The sequence below is a fragment of the Paraburkholderia sp. BL23I1N1 genome (assembly GCF_003610295.1).
In the GTDB taxonomy this organism is placed as follows: Bacteria; Pseudomonadota; Gammaproteobacteria; order Burkholderiales; family Burkholderiaceae; genus Paraburkholderia.
Window position 1 is genome coordinate 1,631,334 of sequence record NZ_RAPV01000001.1, and the last position, 16,912, is coordinate 1,648,245.

The following is a 16,912-nucleotide window of genomic DNA, read 5'->3' on the forward strand; positions in this document are numbered from 1 at the left end:
ATGCACGAATCCTATGGGAGGGCGGTGGAAGTAAGCCCGCTGGAGTAGCTTGCGCTTGATCCTGTGTCCGAGCAGCGACAGGGCCGCGCTCGCGTGCCCCGATGCATGTGATTGACCGACAACTGCTGCAATGTCATTTCCTCGGCTTCGCTCAGTTCTACCGCACACTTCTTCCGCTACCCCGGCACCACGAAGGCGCCAGCAGGTTGACGAAACTCAATCGGATGTACCAGGAACACTATCCTCCATGCCGCACAACTCGTAAAGTCGATTGTTTTGATGGAACACCTCCACATTATTTATAAGTTGGGATCATGCGTTTCAAGGGCCTCGATCTAAATCTCCTCGTCGCGCTCGATGCTCTGATGACCGAGCGTAACCTCACCGCGGCGGCACGCAGCATCAACCTGAGCCAGCCGGCCATGAGCGCGGCCGTCGCCCGGCTACGCGCCTATTTCTGCGATGAACTGTTTACGATGAGGGGCCGGGAACTTGTCCCCACACCGCGTGCTGAAGGGCTCGCTGCTCCAATCCGCGAGGCTCTGGTGCACATCCAGCTCTCCGTTATTTCCCGGGACGTCTTCAACCCGGCCAAATCGGATCGCCGCTTCAGGATCATCCTTTCCGATTTCATGGCAGTCGTATTTTTTCGAAAGATCGTGGAGCGTATTGCACGGGAAGCTCCCGCCGTCGGCTTCGAATTGCTACCACTTGCCGATGACCCCGATGAGGTTCTCCGGCGCGGCGAAGCCGATTTTCTTATCTTGCCGGAATTGTTCATGTCGAGCGCGCATCCTAAAGCGAAGCTGTTCGAGGAGACACTCGTGTGCGTAGGCTGCCGCACGAACAAGCAGCTATCAGGGCAGCTTACATTCGAGAGATACATGTCGATGGGGCACGTTTCGGTCAGGTTCGGACGTACGCGGCGGCCCTCCATCGACGAGTGGTTTTTGCTTGAGCACGGTCTCAAGAGACGGAACGAGGTCATCGTGCAGAGCTTTAGCATGATCCCGCCTATGCTAATAAACACTGACCGTATAGGGACGATGCCCTTCAGGCTGGCCAAGCATTTCGAAAAAACGATGCCTCTGCGGATCGTCGAACTTCCGCTGCCACTGCCCGCATTCACCGAGGCCGTCCAATGGTCTGCCCTTCACAGCAGTGATCCGGCAAGCAACTGGATGCGGGAGATAATATTGCAGGAGGCGTCACGCATGGTTGCTCCGCGTGAGACCACGCGAAGACCAATCCACCCAGGTTAGAAAATGGGATCTTTCAGCAAGGCTTTTGCGGCATGGATCTGTGGGGTTTCGAGGGTTTTGTGGCGACATAACGGATATCACCACACCAGGCCTGATTCGGCGCGGTGACGGCAAACGCCTGATCGAGCAGGTTCGGCGCGAACGGCAAGCCATGTGTCAATCTGGTTGTTGCCTGAATGGCGCTGCGGTGATGGACGACGCTGCGACTGCGCGGTCGCTGGGTGCTGAAGATGATCATTAATGAAGTCTATCGCTCACAGTACGCGTGCTGTGCGCCACGGGGACTGTCGTCGGTCGACGCTAGCGGCCGTTATGTAATACAGGTTTCTCGGACGGTTGTGAGTGATCGCGATGGTTCGGCAGCCTGCCACCACTCCGTGCACCGAACTCACGACTTAACGTCGGACTTCCACGGCCAGCAAGCGCTTGTTTCAACATTTTCTCGGTCCTTCTGGATCTGCTCGCGGTTGAGCGTGGCTTCGCTGGAGACTGCAACTTGGTTCGTCGACATTCGGTCGGCGTCGGCTTCAGTCGACGCCGCATGCAACTCCTCGCTAGCTCTCAACAACGGCAGACCGAGGCCAAACCGCGAAACTTCGCCCTTTAATGCGGTGATATCCGCCCGCCATGTATCCGCGTTACCGACAAGCAGACTGCGCTGGACTGTGGAAGTGAGACGCTTGCGATTCAACTCAGGCGCTAGCTTCACTCCCTACAGGGAACAAATACTTGGTAATTTGTTCTCGAGTATGTTCTATCTCGATGACATCAGTAATCAGCCCATTAATTTTCAACAATTCTGGGTTTTCAATTTCATCGGTCAGTTTTCGCATTATGGATCTGGTGGTTTCATCAGACTCAGACATTACTTTCTTCATCGTGTCCGGGCTGAAAACGCCGATGTGGGCCCGCGGATACGCCAGTACTGCCACAGGGTCAAATCCAGGACCACCCATGGCGTACACTCCTCCCGTATACGCTTTTCTGGCAACGAGCAGTAATTTTGGTACCTTGCATCGAACATGTGCTCTGAATAATTCCGCTGCGGCCGAAAATATGCCACTTTTTTCAGCTTCTCTGCCGATCATAAATCCTGGGATATCGGCAATGAATATGATTGGCATGTTGGTTTTTGCGGCAATATTTATCATTTTTACCATTTTTGAGGCGGATTTCCGATAAATTGCACCTCCATTATGTCGGGGGTTGTTGGCGATAATTGCAGCGAAATTTCCTTTGATGCTCGCGTAGGCGGTCAACACTTCCTCCGCGTATTCGGCGCTTATTTCCGTAAAGCTGCCTTTGTCGATAAAGGAATTCAGCAAATGATGCATGTCATAGGGTGTGCGATGATCTGTTGGAATTAATTTTTCAAAATCAACCGCATCGGGTTCTTCATATTCAAGGCCATGGGGTCCCTTGCCTTTGAAACTTCCATGCAGTAATTTTCTTATGCACTTGAATAAACTTTCTTCATCTTTGAATACCAGTTGAACCGAGCCCGAGCCCTTGCTGTGAACGTCTGTTCCACCTAGCGAATAGAGATCGGACTCCTGGGCCAGCATTGCCTTCACCATATCCGGACGACCCATACATAGAGCACCTTTCTCAGTCATCAACACTAGGTCTGCGAGCATCAACGGTAAAGCAAGTGGACCTGAGGTCGGACCGAGTATGACGGAAATTAGCAAATTTCCTTCTGAAAATTCTGCGAGGGATGCACTGACCCTGCCCATTCCGAATGGAGATAAAAGTAATCTGGCCATGTCCGGCGAGAGCACTTTCGTGGTGTCGAAACTGCCTGTCCCTCCTGCCTTGTCCTGAATGTAGATTAAGGGGGCACGTTTATCCCGGGCCCGAGTTACCGTGCTGATGATCTGCTCGGCAGTGCGCCACTGTCCGCCTCCCTGAAATTCACAGTCTCCTCCGCGATTCATGACCAGAAAGGTTTTTACCAAATTTATGGTTCCTTCGCCGCAGATGAAATGACTTTTTGCGGCAGGTTGACGGTCAACAAAACTATCTGCGTCAAAGAGCACGTTTATTCTTTTCAACGAAATTTGCATTAGCTATCTGCCTCCTGGCAATGCGTATGAATGTTGGCTGTTATCGGTGCCGTGCGTCTGTGCGGTGTTGAATGGCAGCCCCATTTTCAGGAAGCCAAAATGTCTTCCATAGACATTGCTGCGGCCAGAAGGCGGCGGTCCTGGCCCCGCGCGGCGTCAATACTCAACCCCACCGGTAATGCATCATCGGGAGCAACTGGAAGGGTGATAGAAGGTATCGCGGCGTTGCTGGCCAAGTCGGTGTTACGTATCACCTCGGCAAACAGTCCCGGCCTGCTGGCATCGCTCAGATGAGGGACGCTACGCGGAACTGTCGGGTACACGAGAAAATCGATGCCTCGAGTGCTGAACAGCGAGTCTATTTGTAGACGTAAGACGCCTATATTCTGGATTGCTGATGAATAATCTGCGGCAGATATAAGCTGTCCACCAAGATTGGCGTGAATGATGTTGCGAACAATTTTGTCGCGAATGTTATCAAATACAGCATTTATCCTGTTTCCCCATCCTAAGGAAAGCAATGTGCGGGGAAAGTCAGTGAAGAATTCGTAAACCGGAATGGTGAAGGTTCCGGTTCTATTCAGGTCAGCAACAACCGCGTCATCCAGTTCAACGCACTGGAAACCAGCGCAAGTCAATCGCCTGACGGCATGCCAGCAATACTTTCGGACATCATCCTCCAGGTCAGTCCACATGGAGGCCGGAAGGCCTATTCGGCCGCGAGTATTTTTCTGTTTTGTCGGAAGGTGGCTATCGGGGGACAGCAGATCATATAGAAGTAATGCATCTTTCGCCGTCCGCGTCAGAAGGCCCGGCGAATCCTTCGTGCGAGAAACTGGAATGATTCCGGCCGAAGACCAGCGACCACTTGTGGGCCTGAAGCCGGTGATACCACAGAAGGCGGCCGGTATCCTTACGGAGCCGCCGGTGTCCGTTCCGATCGCCATCGGAACGATACCGGCTGCCACAGCAGCGGCACAGCCGCCACTGCTGCCACCAGCCAAATGCCCTGGAGCCGCTGGATTTCCCACCGTTCCCCATCGAGGATTGACCGATGTGATACCAAAGCTGAGTTCATGCATGTTGTTCTTGCCGGCAACGACAGCACCGAGCGCTCTCAGCTTTCTGACAACAAGCGCATCGCGCGTGGCTATACAACCTTCCATCCCCGGTGTCCCGGCAGTGACAGGGAGCCCCTTAACACAAATATTGTCCTTTAAGGAAAAGGGAATGCCGTAGAGCGGTGCGCCTTTCAGGGCATCATTCGCTTTAGCGAAATGCGCGTCCGGGCCGCAAGTGCGGATGAAGCAGTTGAGCTTTTTCAGATGCGAATCAGCGCTGAGTGCACGCTCCCGGATTTCAGCCGCTGAAAGTGCACCGGTACGTATGCCATCGCAAAGCGATTCCACAGTGTTTTTTGGATACATAAAATTTCCGCGAATAGGATGTCATCCTGTCCGATGTCAGTAACGATAAGCACTGCGGATCTCGTCAAGAGGATTGCCCGGTAAAAGATTTCCTCCTGCGCTACGTATGACGGCGCAGGCGCTGTTCACAGCCGTCTGCACAGCTCCCTCAATCCACCCACCGGTAAAAGAGCAGCCACATCCTGCCAGATAAAGGCCGGAATCCCATGCGGGATCATTCGCGGTCTTGAACTGAAAGAAGAGACGCTGCGAGTAAACATCTTCGCCCGGATAGTTGAGCTTAAAGGCACCCGAAGAATGCGGATCGGTCAGCCAGTCATGGTGCAGGATGCTACGTTCATAGTCGTCATCGGCGGGAACCAGGTGGCGCGCAAGTTCTGGATGGAATGTAGCAAGGTCGTCAACAAAGCACTCACACCGCTGTTTTTTGTCGGGAACACTCAGTAGCTTGTGAGCGTCATCTTCCCAAGTGTAACTAAGCAAAACTACACCCTGACCATCTGGCTTATCGGGTTCGTAATCAAGGCAATATACTCCTCTCGCAAAACTGTCAGACTGGATGGTGACTGGCAGGTCTTTAGTGATCCAGAACTTGTCGCGGGTGAGCATGAACAGCTTTGAGGAACCCGTAAGATGCGTTTCCCTGACGGCTCGTGAGACGTCGCGGCTGAGAAACGTTTCGTCGTCGGTCAGGCAATGAACCATCTGCATTGCCCTGTTGTTGCTAGTGACGATCACTCGGTCGAAAACCAATGCCTCGTCTTCATCAGTTACCAGTTTTATCTTTCCATTCTCTTTGTAGATGCGACCCACGCTATTGAAGCGAACCCGTTCAGAAACGGAGCACCCTGCGATCTCCGCTCCCGCCAGGCGCTCAGCCAGTGTAGAGATTCCGCAGGAAATCAGGCGTTGATCATCCAGATAGCCGTTAACGACCAAGCGCAGTATTTCGGTGAATCCGGCCTGATAAACAGGTAGGAAACCTCCGGATCCTATTCCTAAAGAGCCAAACAGCTCAAAGTCATAAGGCCTTTCCCAAGGGATACCTCCGGGGGGGCGAGGGCCAGTGAAAATCGCGACAATGGCCGCATAGAAAGAACTGTCACGGAACACATCGAGCCACGTTTGCCATGCCGCACGCGCTTCCTGAAAGCGATGTGATTTCAACATGACCGTGATTTCTGCCGGCGCTACAAGAGATGTGCCATTGATCACGCACCCTTCCTGTAAAAATGCCCTCCAGCTTTCATGAACAAGCCTGAACAAAGGTGGCGGTGAATCTCCCGCCGGCCAGGTATGGCGAGTGCCGCGATAATGCAATTCGGTATCAACCACTCCTGGATCGGGGAAAGACGTGGTCGTGGAAATGCCGTGTTTGTTCAAATAATGGAAAAGACCGGTTGCACTCGGAGGGACCCGCATTGCGCCCATTTCAGCAATAAGGTGCGGGTACCGCGGATCAAATACTTGTGACCATATTCTTCCTCCAATGCGATCGCGGGCCTCAAAGACCGTAACGTCGTTTACGCCTGCCCGCATCAGCTCAGTCGCCGCCACAAGACCGCTAATACCGGCCCCCACGATGGCAACGCGCGGAGTTGGAGTGCGTGATGAAAAGGAGCCGATTGCCCCTTCAGACTCGCAGAGCTGGAGGAACGGCGCGTAGTCATACAATAGGTCAACAGTCGGTGATGGACTTTGTGAAGATGCGACGTGATTTTTCATGGATTTTCTCCTTTGTGGCAATGCATCCACTTGAGGAATGATGATGGCTGGAAATAGCGCAGGGACCTTCGACAGAAGAGATCGAGGTTATTTATTCCGTTGCCGATAGCTGTGCTGCTCCTCGGCAGAAAAATGCTATTCATGGTGAATATCCATGGATGCCACGATATCAAATCGACTGCGGTCATATCAAACAAATAAAATTGATGTTTGTAGCAAGCTAACGTGAGAGTAGCTTCGTCAGCCATGACTCACTACTGATAAAGGGAGTTGGTTGATTTGTGAGAAGATATTTCGGGCGTGCGCAAGCTATTTCGTCCGCCCTGAACAATCCGTTTGGCGTGGTGTCAGCCGGCGCGTGTCAAGGTACTCGCCTCAGTCATGTAGCCAAAGGCTGTTTAAGTGCGGTGTGCGAGGCCATCGTGACGACTGACTCGCGCTCCGGATTGGGGGCGACGGCGCCGATTGGCGTCCAGTCCCGCGCGCAGCGTGACGGCATCATCGATGTTGTGATATTAAGCAGCGAACTCGTCGGACCAACGGTTGAGCACGACTATGCGATTACCCTCGGAGGATCAGTTGATTCTCATGTCGCGAAAATTTTTCAGCTACCGTTATCGGCGTGATCGAATTTTAGCGCTTTCAGCGCTTCGGCGAGGCGCAAATCGAGCGTCGGGCGATCTGCGGCCGTAAACAGCACATGTCCGACGCGGGCGCGAAAGTCCGTCAGTTTTAGGACTGTACCGCCGATGTGCGAAAGAACCTCGACCTCTTCGAAGCCGGGCGTCGCGCGCACGCGTTCGACCGCAGCGGCGCCGGCGAAGCGCCCAGTTACGGGCGTGAAGAACTGCACACCGCTCACGCACGTCGCATGCCTTGCATCACAGAGGGGCGCTGGATCGGTGTCGCCGAGATGACTGCGTATCATCACTTCTGGCAAGGAGATGGACTTGCTGAGTTCAACCAGCCGGTAGATCCGATCACCTCCGAGCCGTGCGGCGATCTCGATGAGCACGGGGCCGTCGCGCGTCATGCGCGCCTCTGCATGGAAAACGCCGAGGTTGAGGCCGATTTTCGCGGCGACCTTCTCGACGTAAGCGACCAGCGCTGTACGATGCTCTGGCGCCAACGCTGCTTCGACAATGTGCCCCATCTCGACGAAATACGGCTCGGCACTCAGCAGCTTTTCTGCCACCGCAAGCACGCGCGGCCCATGTCGGCCGACGTAACCTTCGATGCTGTACTCCGGACCCTCGACATATTGCTCAAGTAGCAACACGTGGCCAATTTCGCGGCCCATATCTACAACGCCGTGGCGCATGGCGCGCTCGACCGCGAGCTGCAGCTCGACAAGAGAGTTGACGCGCGTCGCGTGCTGGCTACCGCAGCCGTCCACAGGCTTAACAACGGCTGGAAAGCCGACCTGCGAGGCGGCCGTCACGATGTCACGGCGATCTGCGATTCGGGCGAATCGGGGCCCCGCCAGTCCCGCAATTGCGAGGTGTGATCGGCTGCGGTACTTGTCGCGAGTGAGCGCTGCCGCTTCGAGCGGCAGATGCGGGAGACCGAGCCGAGCGGCCGCTTCCGCCGCTACATCGACTGAGTATTCGAACCCAGGTACGATTCCATCGGCGCCAATGGCGCATGCGGCGGCTGCGACGGCGCTCGACGAAGCAGTGTCCACCACCGTGAACGACGTGACGGCCGCCCGTAGGTCACGCGGCACGACGCGCTCGGCGGAAAACACGTGCGCAGCGACACCAAGGCGCGCAGCGGCGGCGACAAGCGCCGTGCCGGACGACGCCGGTTCAATCACTATGATGGCGGTCATGGGGACGTTCCTTATATAGCAACAGTTTCGCGTCGGGGCGTGGTCGCCACAAGTAGCTCGTCGAAGTACTCGTGGAGCAGTTCGACGAAGTGGCGCAAATAGGTCTCAGCCTGTTTGATTCCGCCCCAGCCGTCGATTGCCCGCTGCAGACCGACCCACATCACATCATCGTGACCGTGAGATCCGTCGTGCTGAATGTGGTCGAGCGAACGCTTCACGAGATCGTGCCCGAACGCGCGCGCTCCTGCTTCGGTGATGATTTTGTTATAGCGATTCGAATACCATTCGACAAACCAGTTCCAAACCATTGTCGACAGCGGACCGTCGCGGCTAATGCTCAAATAAAGATAGCCAATCAGCTTGTCGGTGCTGTGGAAAGGTGCGGTGCAGTCGATCTCGGCTGCAGACAGGCTGAATTTCTCGATGTCACGCAGAAATAGCCCCTCATGCCCATATTCTTCTGCAAGGTATTGCGCGAGAATTTGCGCGAGCGTGTTGTCCTTGAAGCCGATTTTGTACAGCGCGAACGCGTCGACCTCGTTGTTAAGGCGGATTCGCAACACTGTTTCGATGAGGTGGCGGCGATAGTATTCACTGTCGATCCAATCGCCACGATGGAAGGCGGCGGTCTCCGGCGAAGTAGCGAACATCTGGGCGACTGCGTCTTGAGCGACTCGCTCAAGACGTGCTCGATCGTTGCTTGTATTCATATAACCATCCAGATCGAAAAAAAACAGGGCGCACCGGTTACTGTTTATGCCTGAGCCGGACGAACCAGGGGTACAGCTGCCTTTACAATAAGCAATGATGTCCCTTGGAGAGTCTGAGAATTCCCCTGCAGTGGGGGCTAAGCCGCGTTGCAGTCGCTGTGCGGTGACAGGGCGTACTGTCGGGCGCTCCTAGACGATTTTTGATCAGCTAGGCTTTTGCCAGTGGATTCGTGCCAAACGTTGCGGAACGCTCTCGCCTCGAATGTTTTTTGTCGACTGAAGCTAGCTGGTTCGATCTTCTCGTGTGCCACCACATGGAAACTCCTTCTCGAGAGGGGGCTGGACCATGGCCACGAGCGCTAACACCGCAAAGCGGTGTGGTAGCCAAGTTGTGCTAATCGTGCCGTATGCCATCGTCGCGGGTAACGGTACTGTACTTCATTGGATCGCGCATATGAATGCGACGGTGGACATCGGCGCGGTAGCACGCACGAATGTCACGGACGCTTTCAGCAACGCGTATCCGGTTTGCTGTCCGTTCAATTCCTCTTCATCTATGCTCTCTGCGTGAGTGACGGAAGGATATTAACCGCGGCTGTATGCGTGGTATAACCTGATAATCTTTATGTTTGCATGAGGGGAATTGATGATTCGCGATCTCGACAGCACGCTGCTGCGTACGTTCGTTACGGTGATAGAGGCCGGCAGCGTGAGCAATGCTGCGGTGGCTCTTCATCGCACCCAGGCTGCCGTGAGCATGGCCCTTCGGCGTCTCGAAGACGAAGTCGGCCAACGCCTGCTCGAACGTTCACCGCGCGGCGTGAAGCCGACCTCGGCGGGCAGCCTGCTACTGCCGTATGCACACAAGGTGCTTGAAATTGGCCTCGCGGCCCGTTCCGCACTGACTGTCGGTGACGTCTCGGGTACGGTGAGGGTGGGCATTCTGGAAGACATCGCAATGAGTCACCTTCGCCATGCATTGCGGCAATTCTCAGCATCGTTTCCCGATGTCTCGTTGGAGATAGTCGTTGATGCGAGCCCGGCGTTATCGCAGCGGCTCGCAAGCAACACACTTGATTTCGCGATCGGCGATCCTGCGCTGATCCACGCGGAGCCGCTCGTTACCTGGCGGCAACCGCTTCGCTGGGCCGCCGCACGTTCCCGCAATGCCGACCTGCGTGATGGCCCCCTACCAATCATCGCATTCGGCGGAGCATGTAGATGGCAGGAGAACTTCTTTGCGACGTTGCTTGACGCCGGCATCGTGTGGCGCGTTGCCTGCACGAGCACGAGCCTGTCGGCGATCCAGTCGGCCGTTGAGGCCGGACTCGGCATTGCTTTACTGCTCGACTGGCACGTGCGCCGCGATACTATGCACGTGATCGATCCGCGTGCTGTCGGGCTGCCGATGCCGCCTGTGGCTGAATTCGGTCTATTCAGCCACGCGAAGTCGAACGACCGCACGTCCGCAGCAACCGCACTGCAGCGCTTCCTCTTTCGCTCGCTGCAACTCTGTTTGCCAGAAGACGGCGCACTCGGCAGAGAACGCGCCACCATGCCGCTACGTTTTCCCAACTAATCTACGTCGTGCCGTGGGTTGCGTCGAAGGGGCGATCTTTCGATGCGTCGACATCCGCAGAATAGTTGCGCCGAACAGTCTTGATCCTAACGCAAGCGTCCAGTCGGAGATTTGGTGCGAGATCAAGAAGCCGGCGGGCGAACTTTGACGAATGTCAATGAAAAATCCGGATCAAATTTATTAACATTATTTTCACGATTACTGATATCGCACACTAATCTTGCACAAAAAAACAGAATTGGCTGGGCAATTGGCCGGATTAGGGAAACACTGATTTATCAGGCCCGGCCGTCATCGCTGAGGTGTCCGCTGAAGGATCTGGTGATCCAGGTCGAGCGAACGAAGGCGCAGATTCGCGCACGGGTCGAGCATCCGTCTCATATCGTCAAGAACCTGTTCCGTCATCGCAAGGTGCGCTACAAGGGACTGGCCAAGAACATGGCGCAACTGTTCAGTCTGTTCGCCCTGGCGAACCTGGCGATCGCGCGAAACCGGTTGCGGTCGGTTCATGGGAGCAGTCCGTCACGCGTGTGAAAAGTGCGAGAAATGAGGCGCATCCTCGGGTCAAACTCACCAGAATTGCCAACGCTTCATTTCGGCATCCGGAAATTCCGACCCATCGCCGCCGACAACCTCGCGGGATGGCCTATTAATCAGCGATTCCTTAACAGCCCCTAATATCATTTTGTTAAGGCTTCTTAACAGTCCCGGGTCGTCGAGCGCTGCGTCAGGCGGATCGCCAGCGTCTGCTCCCAGTAGTCATCCTCCACATAGCCCGGCTCGGCATAGCCAGTTCCGCAGTCCGCCCCACCAGCTCGACAAGCGTGGGCATAACCACACTACGGCACTTTGACCCGTATGCCGCAGGCTTGGGTCAGAAAGCGGCGCAAATCGGTTGCATTCGACGCCCGCTTGTACTGCGTGGCGAAAGAGCGGATGCGCGCAAGCAGGAGCGGGATGAGCCGCTCCGACACCCTCACGCCTAGTGCGTCGTAGGCCTCACGCACACTTTGAGATCCAGAATGTTTCCCGAGTATCGTCGACCGTTGCCGGCCGAGCTCTGCCGGATCGAATCCCTCGTAGGTCGTGGGGTGCTTCGCGAGGCCGTCGGTGTGAATGCCCGACTCGTGAGTAAAGATGTTCCTACCGATGATGCTCTTGTTTAAGGAAACTGCGCGGCCTGAGGCTTGTTCGACTAACGACGAAATGTCGGGCAGCGCTCTGGTGTCGACGCCAGTTTCTCGTCGCAGCAGGTGCCGTGCGCCCATCACGACTTCTTCCAGCGCTGCATTGCCGGCGCGCTCACCCAACCCGTTGACGGTGGTGCTCGCATGGGTCGCGCCGGCCCCAAGGGCGGCTAGTGTGTTGGCTGTGGCGAGCCCGAGGTCGTCGTGCGCGTGTATTTCGATCTCCAGATCGACGGCAACGCGTAGCGCTGCAATGGCGTAGAAGGTCTTAAAGGGGTCCAGGATACCGACAGTGTCGGCAAAGCGCACGCGCTGGGCGCCGTGCTGCTGCGCGCATTGAGCCACTTCTACGAGAAATGAGGGATCCGCGCGCGAGGCGTCTTCCATGCCCAAGGAAATTCTGGGATGGTTTTTCGCTGCCTCGCCGACGACGCGTGCGATCTGCGCCAGTACCCAACTGCGCGACTGCCGCAGCTTGTGTTGCAAATGAATATCCGAAACGGGAACCGAGAGATGAACGATATCGGCATCACAACGCAATGCCGCGGTGAGATCCTCGTCGGTGAGGCGCCCCCAAACCATCAGGCGAGCGTCGAGGTTCAGGTCGACGATTGCAGCGATGCACGCCATTTCGTCCTCACCCATGGCAGGAATTCCGATTTCGAGTTCGGCCACGCCGGCCTGCGACAGTGCGGCGGCGATTGCGCATTTTTCCTCAGTGCGAAATGCGACGCCAGCGGTCTGCTCGCCGTCGCGAAGCGTTGTGTCATTGATGATCGGATTGAGCATGTCAGGTCTCTTGAGTTGTCGCCGATGGATTGCAAGCGTTGTGCCAAGCGAGCATCTACAGGCGGGGCACAATTTGCGGGATGTCGACCGGCACAATGTCGGGTTATGGCGGTGCATCGTCCGATTGTTCGTGTCGCGAATGTTACGTTCCGGACAATTCGGCCGCGCTGGAGGTGGCTCGATCGGTTCCATCCGCTAGCGGATGGAATGTCGAACCTGTTCGCTTGATGCATACTCGAAATAATTAAAAGAGCAATTTGGCCATGGACCGGTCGAGATGGAATGGACGCCGCCCTCCCTCCGGAGAAGTGGGAGCGCTTGGGGGTCCCCAGGACCGAACGACATCAATGTGCCGAGGTGGGGTTGCGACGGCGCTGTCACGTTGCTGACTCCATGACGAGATATCGGTCAGGACAGTCGTGTCTCAGAACACGGTGGTCGGAGCTTGGGCAATGCCGGTGAAGAGACGCCATGCTTCAAATCGCGCGGCGAGCTGTTTGCGATAGAGCGAGGCGCTCAGCAGATGACGCTTGAGCGAAGTGTTGGCGGATCGGACCGAAGCACGACAGGAATGACTGCGTGCGTTCGGGCAAGCGAAAACCTCGCATCCGGCGCTCGCATTCACGCGTGGGTTGATGACTGTTTTCAGCGCGGTTGTTCACGCGCGCGCAGGCCTTGACGAAAACGTGCTTCACATTCGCTAGCTCAGGGATCTCCGTTTTCGCGGCCGGGTAGCTGCGCAACTGGTCGGTGACGATTTTCTTCGGCGCCGCAGGACAGGCCGCCAACACCCGTTTGAAGAAGCGTTTGGCAGCGGCGTTGTCGCGGCGCTTCTGAAGCAGGATGTCGAGTTCAATGCCGTGCTCATCGACTGCACGCCACAGCAGCCAGGGCTCGCCGCGCAGCGTCACGAACATTTCGTCGAGATGCCATGTGCTGCCCGGTTTGCGACTGGCAGTCCTGACCTGATGCGCAAAACTGGCGCCGAACTTGTCCGTCCACCACCGGATCGATTCATGGCTGACAACCACGCCGCGCTCGAACAGTAGCTCCTCGATGTCGCGAAGGCTGAGTTGAAAGCGGAAATACCTCCGAACCGCGTGGCTGATGACTGATGCCGGAAATCGATGGCCAGGGTAGAGCGATTTCGTCTTTTTCATCACGTCATCTTAGCTGACCAGCGCGCGAACGTGACAACGCCGCTGCACGAGTGAGGCGACAATTGCTTGACGCGCGCCGAAGGGCTTCTTGCTGTAGCGCGCGAAATCTGGCTTGTACCACATCCCTATGCCGTGCTCCGTCGTAGCAAAAGGTAGGAGACTCGCCAATGCCCTTCAGAGTCAGCGCAAGTGATGGCCGCTGTCTTCTGGTTAAGCCGTACGATTGTGCCGGTGCGGGTGTGCAGCGCCTTGTCAGTGAAGCTGACTATATCGCCCACCGAAAATCCGGCGTGCGACGCCAGGGGGCGTACCGGCGAGGGAAGCGCCTTTGGCACCTCGCGACCCCCAGATGCGACGATTGGCGGCGACAGTGGAGCGAGATGTGCCTTTTCCATGAGCGCGTTAATGTGGCTCAGGTACCGTGGATCGGCGCTTTCCGCGATCAGTCGCACATTCAGCGCTTCATAGAGGGGGACCCACGACTCATCGGATGCATCCCGGCACCGTACTGCCAACGCCGGGTTGAACTGATACCACCCTTGCGCGAGACGGGTGAAAAGATGGCGGTTGTAGGAATAGTCGCGCGTTATTTCATTACGCGACAACAGCCCGGACAGGTACTCGCGGTGTTTGCGTTCTGGAGCCAGGATGTGGTCCGGCAGATCGCGCCACGCGTCCAGGATCGATGCGGCCTCAAATCCCCCACGTGCACGCCCACCTGGCACTGCAAAACGGGACTTGAAGAGCGCCCAGAGTGTCTGCACCAGCAGGTATTCGGACAGGTGCCGATCGATGCGAACCAGGCGTTCACCGCTCATCAGGTCAATGGATGGCGGTGCAATCCGCTCATACAGCGCTGCAAACGGCCCGCGCGCGAACCGGGCATCGCGAAACGCCTCGAGCAATGCCCAGTGCAGCGCGTTACGTCCGAGGTGATCGGTCGCTTCGGGGTTCGCGCCACGCTCAAGCAGGCTCTCAACGAGCGCCACGTTACCGGCGGCGGCCGCCGCCATCAGCGGGGTCTGGTTCATCGGGGTGCGATGGTCCACGCCATAGCGGTCGCAGTGCTGCAGGACCTCCCTGGAGCACGCGGAAAAATACGCCGACAGATGTTTGCGCCCAAGCGTAGCGCGCTGCTGTTCAAGATGTCGTGCGGCGTCGAAACGCACCCGCGTCGCCAGCCATCTAACCAGAATCGGCTCATCGTAGCTGCACGCATATTCGAGCAGCTGCTGCCTGGATCTGCTGCCCGACGCGGGCTGGCGAAACACCCGATCCATCGTGTCACGCAACCACGCCTCATCAAATACGCGCCAAGGGACCGCTGGTTGCTGGCAAACCAGTTCGCGAATTGCTTCAGCCTGTTCATGCTTGCCCTGCAGCTCCAGCCTGCGCGCTTCCTTTAGCCAGTCTTCGCGGGTCGAGGTCTGCGTCTTCGCATCAATGCCCTCAACACGTTGCTGCAGTCCCAGCAACTGCAGCAGCGGATGCCCGAGGTCCGACTCGATCAGATATACATGGGTTGTCGCGCGGGTGAGCGCCACGTAGAGCGCGTTGACATAGAACTTGTAGACCTCCAGCGACCGGTCGGTCTTATCCCGGGCGCGACGGTTCTCCAGGTTGTCATCCATCAGATCGTTCGCGGTGACGCCCTGCGCGATCGCGTCGAACTGCGCGGGATGCCCGGAGATGAAACGGTAGAGAATGATGTTTTCATATCCGAGGCCTTTGGCTTCGTGGATCGAGAAAATCAGCGGAGTCTGGAAATGCGTGCGCGCTTGCGCCTTGTCCTCATCGCGCATGACCAGCACCGCGAAGCGCGTCGATTGACGCGTCCTGTCGTTGAGCACTTTCGTGCCGGAATCGCTGCCCGCAATCAGGCTTACGGATCCGGCCTCGTCGCCAACCGGCATGACCAGGAAGTTGCTTTCGCGATCGACGGAGCCAAAGCGGCGCTGCTTGATTTTCAGCAGCGTGTTCGCAATCCGTGTGACCTCGTGGGCGTTGCGAAAACTGGTCTGCAGGATCTTTAACTGCTGCCGCAGGGCGAGCGTTTCATCGCGCCAGAACGGGGTTTTGACCTTGCTCCACGAAAAGAAATTCGGATGCACGATCTGGTTCGCATCCCCGCATAGCATGAACTGATCCGGATTTTTCAGGGTCGCCAGAATCAGCGCGAGTTGCGCGTCGGTCAGATCCTGAACCTCGTCGACGACGACGAAGTCGTAGCATGCGCTCGCCAACGCCCGCCATACGTGGGCAACCAGATTCAGATCATACAGGTTCGCCTCGACGAGCCATGCCTGGTAACGCTCGAACAGGTCGTAGAGACGATTGCGCTCATCGGCCGGGAAGATCGACTGACTTACCCCCAGCTCAAGATACTGCTCCCGCCGGAGTGCCCCGTTAGCGTCGGCGCCGATGACTCCACGGATTTCCTCGAAGCTCTGGTGAGCGTCAAGTCCTCTGAATGGCAATTGCCGCGTGAACCACGAGGCGAACTCACGCCAGCCAACTTCCCGTCCAGGCGGAACGCGCACACTCTCGACAAATTCGCGATACGACAGGAACGTCGCGTCCTGGCGGGGATGCCCAAAGCCGTGGCTGTAGTACAGGTCGCGAGCGTTCTGGGCCAGATAGGCCGATTGGGTAACGTACAGCACATTCCCATCGACCTGCTTGAGTTTTTCCAGCGCCAGTGCAGTCTTGCCGCTGCCGGCGCTGCCGGATATGATCAGCGGCACAGGTTCGCGATAGATGGCATCCTGCGTATCATCGAACGACAGGATATTGCCCAGCAGATGGATTTCCCGGCACTCTGGGTGTAGGTAGCGCACCGGCGTCGCGCCATCAGACGTAAGCGCATCGACATCGGGAATCCGGTCCTCGTCGATCGCGACGCCCCGCAGGAAGCGGGATTTCTCATAGGCGTGATGTTCAATGACTTCGAGCATCAGCGCGCAAACGTGATCGCCGTGCCGGATCAACGTGAACAGCAGGCGATTCGCATAATCCAATTTTGCGCGATAGAAATGTCCGTGCGTAAGATTGCTCAGCTTTTTGACTTGGGCTTGCCGAAAGTCATCGCGCTCGAGCGCGGCACGTACTTTTTCGTACTGTGCGCTCACTCGTGACGTATCAAGGCCGACATATTCAACGATCTGCATGGCGAGTGA

General features: G+C 56.7%; 9 protein-coding genes and 3 pseudogenes. 3 read left to right on the plus strand and 9 right to left on the minus strand.

The window, feature by feature from the left end:
• Positions 1–314: 314 nt before the first annotated feature.
• A complete protein-coding gene (locus B0G76_RS07770) occupies positions 315–1,262 on the plus strand; it encodes a LysR family transcriptional regulator (RefSeq protein WP_116140779.1) in 948 nt (315 codons plus the stop codon).
• Positions 1,263–1,320: 58 nt separating this feature from the next.
• Here the strand turns inward: B0G76_RS07770 and B0G76_RS07775 are convergent.
• The 6 genes and pseudogenes from B0G76_RS07775 to B0G76_RS07805 form a co-directional block, all read right to left on the minus strand.
• Positions 1,321–1,437: pseudogene (locus tag B0G76_RS07775) on the minus strand (IS3 family transposase); the annotation flags it as partial.
• A 517-nt stretch (positions 1,438–1,954) separates the two neighbouring features.
• Positions 1,955–3,328, minus strand: coding sequence for a carboxyl transferase domain-containing protein (locus B0G76_RS07785; protein ID WP_116140783.1), 1,374 nt, complete (start codon positions 3,326–3,328; stop codon positions 1,955–1,957).
• 86 nt (positions 3,329–3,414) lie between these two features.
• Positions 3,415–4,755, minus strand: coding sequence for an amidase family protein (locus B0G76_RS07790; protein ID WP_105512316.1), 1,341 nt, complete (start codon positions 4,753–4,755; stop codon positions 3,415–3,417).
• 36 nt (positions 4,756–4,791) lie between these two features.
• On the minus strand, positions 4,792–6,480 hold the full coding sequence (locus B0G76_RS07795; protein WP_116140785.1) for an NAD(P)/FAD-dependent oxidoreductase: 1,689 nt from the start codon (positions 6,478–6,480) through the stop codon (positions 4,792–4,794).
• Between the two features lie 604 nt (positions 6,481–7,084).
• Positions 7,085–8,311, minus strand: coding sequence for an ATP-grasp domain-containing protein (locus B0G76_RS07800; RefSeq protein ID WP_105512314.1), 1,227 nt, complete (start codon positions 8,309–8,311; stop codon positions 7,085–7,087).
• A gap of 11 nt (positions 8,312–8,322) precedes the next feature.
• Complete coding sequence (locus B0G76_RS07805) at positions 8,323–9,021, minus strand: hypothetical protein (protein ID WP_105512313.1); 699 nt, start codon at positions 9,019–9,021, stop codon at positions 8,323–8,325.
• 646 nt (positions 9,022–9,667) lie between these two features.
• Here B0G76_RS07805 and B0G76_RS07810 point away from each other — a divergent pair.
• A complete protein-coding gene (locus tag B0G76_RS07810; protein WP_105512312.1) occupies positions 9,668–10,600 on the plus strand; it encodes a LysR family transcriptional regulator in 933 nt (310 codons plus the stop codon).
• A 306-nt stretch (positions 10,601–10,906) separates the two neighbouring features.
• Positions 10,907–11,134: pseudogene (locus tag B0G76_RS07815) on the plus strand (transposase); the annotation flags it as partial.
• 305 nt (positions 11,135–11,439) lie between these two features.
• Here B0G76_RS07815 and nifV read toward each other — a convergent pair.
• The 3 genes and pseudogenes from nifV to B0G76_RS07830 all read right to left on the minus strand — a co-directional run bounded on the left by nifV (position 11,440) and on the right by B0G76_RS07830 (position 16,903).
• A complete protein-coding gene (gene nifV / locus B0G76_RS07820; RefSeq protein ID WP_116140787.1) occupies positions 11,440–12,576 on the minus strand; it encodes a homocitrate synthase in 1,137 nt (378 codons plus the stop codon).
• A gap of 424 nt (positions 12,577–13,000) precedes the next feature.
• Positions 13,001–13,736, minus strand: a pseudogene (locus tag B0G76_RS07825) (IS6 family transposase).
• Positions 13,737–13,861: 125 nt separating this feature from the next.
• The gene (locus B0G76_RS07830; RefSeq protein ID WP_259460527.1) at positions 13,862–16,903 is read right to left on the minus strand and encodes a UvrD-helicase domain-containing protein; all 3,042 of its coding nucleotides are present in this window, start codon (positions 16,901–16,903) and stop codon (positions 13,862–13,864) included.
• Positions 16,904–16,912: the final 9 nt, after the last annotated feature.

Bases quoted from the DNA above. Each gene is read 5' to 3' on its own strand.
- B0G76_RS07800 (WP_105512314.1), bottom strand. From the start codon at position 8,311: ATGACCGCCATCATAGTGATTGAACCGGCGTCGTCCGGCACGGCGCTT.
- B0G76_RS07810 (WP_105512312.1), top strand. From the start codon at position 9,668: ATGATTCGCGATCTCGACAGCACGCTGCTGCGTACGTTCGTTACGGTG.
- B0G76_RS07785 (WP_116140783.1), bottom strand. From the start codon at position 3,328: ATGCAAATTTCGTTGAAAAGAATAAACGTGCTCTTTGACGCAGATAGT.
- B0G76_RS07830 (WP_259460527.1), bottom strand. From the start codon at position 16,903: ATGCAGATCGTTGAATATGTCGGCCTTGATACGTCACGAGTGAGCGCA.
- B0G76_RS07795 (WP_116140785.1), bottom strand. From the start codon at position 6,480: ATGAAAAATCACGTCGCATCTTCACAAAGTCCATCACCGACTGTTGAC.
- nifV (WP_116140787.1), bottom strand. From the start codon at position 12,576: ATGCTCAATCCGATCATCAATGACACAACGCTTCGCGACGGCGAGCAG.
- B0G76_RS07805 (WP_105512313.1), bottom strand. From the start codon at position 9,021: ATGAATACAAGCAACGATCGAGCACGTCTTGAGCGAGTCGCTCAAGAC.
- B0G76_RS07770 (WP_116140779.1), top strand. From the start codon at position 315: ATGCGTTTCAAGGGCCTCGATCTAAATCTCCTCGTCGCGCTCGATGCT.
- B0G76_RS07790 (WP_105512316.1), bottom strand. From the start codon at position 4,755: ATGTATCCAAAAAACACTGTGGAATCGCTTTGCGATGGCATACGTACC.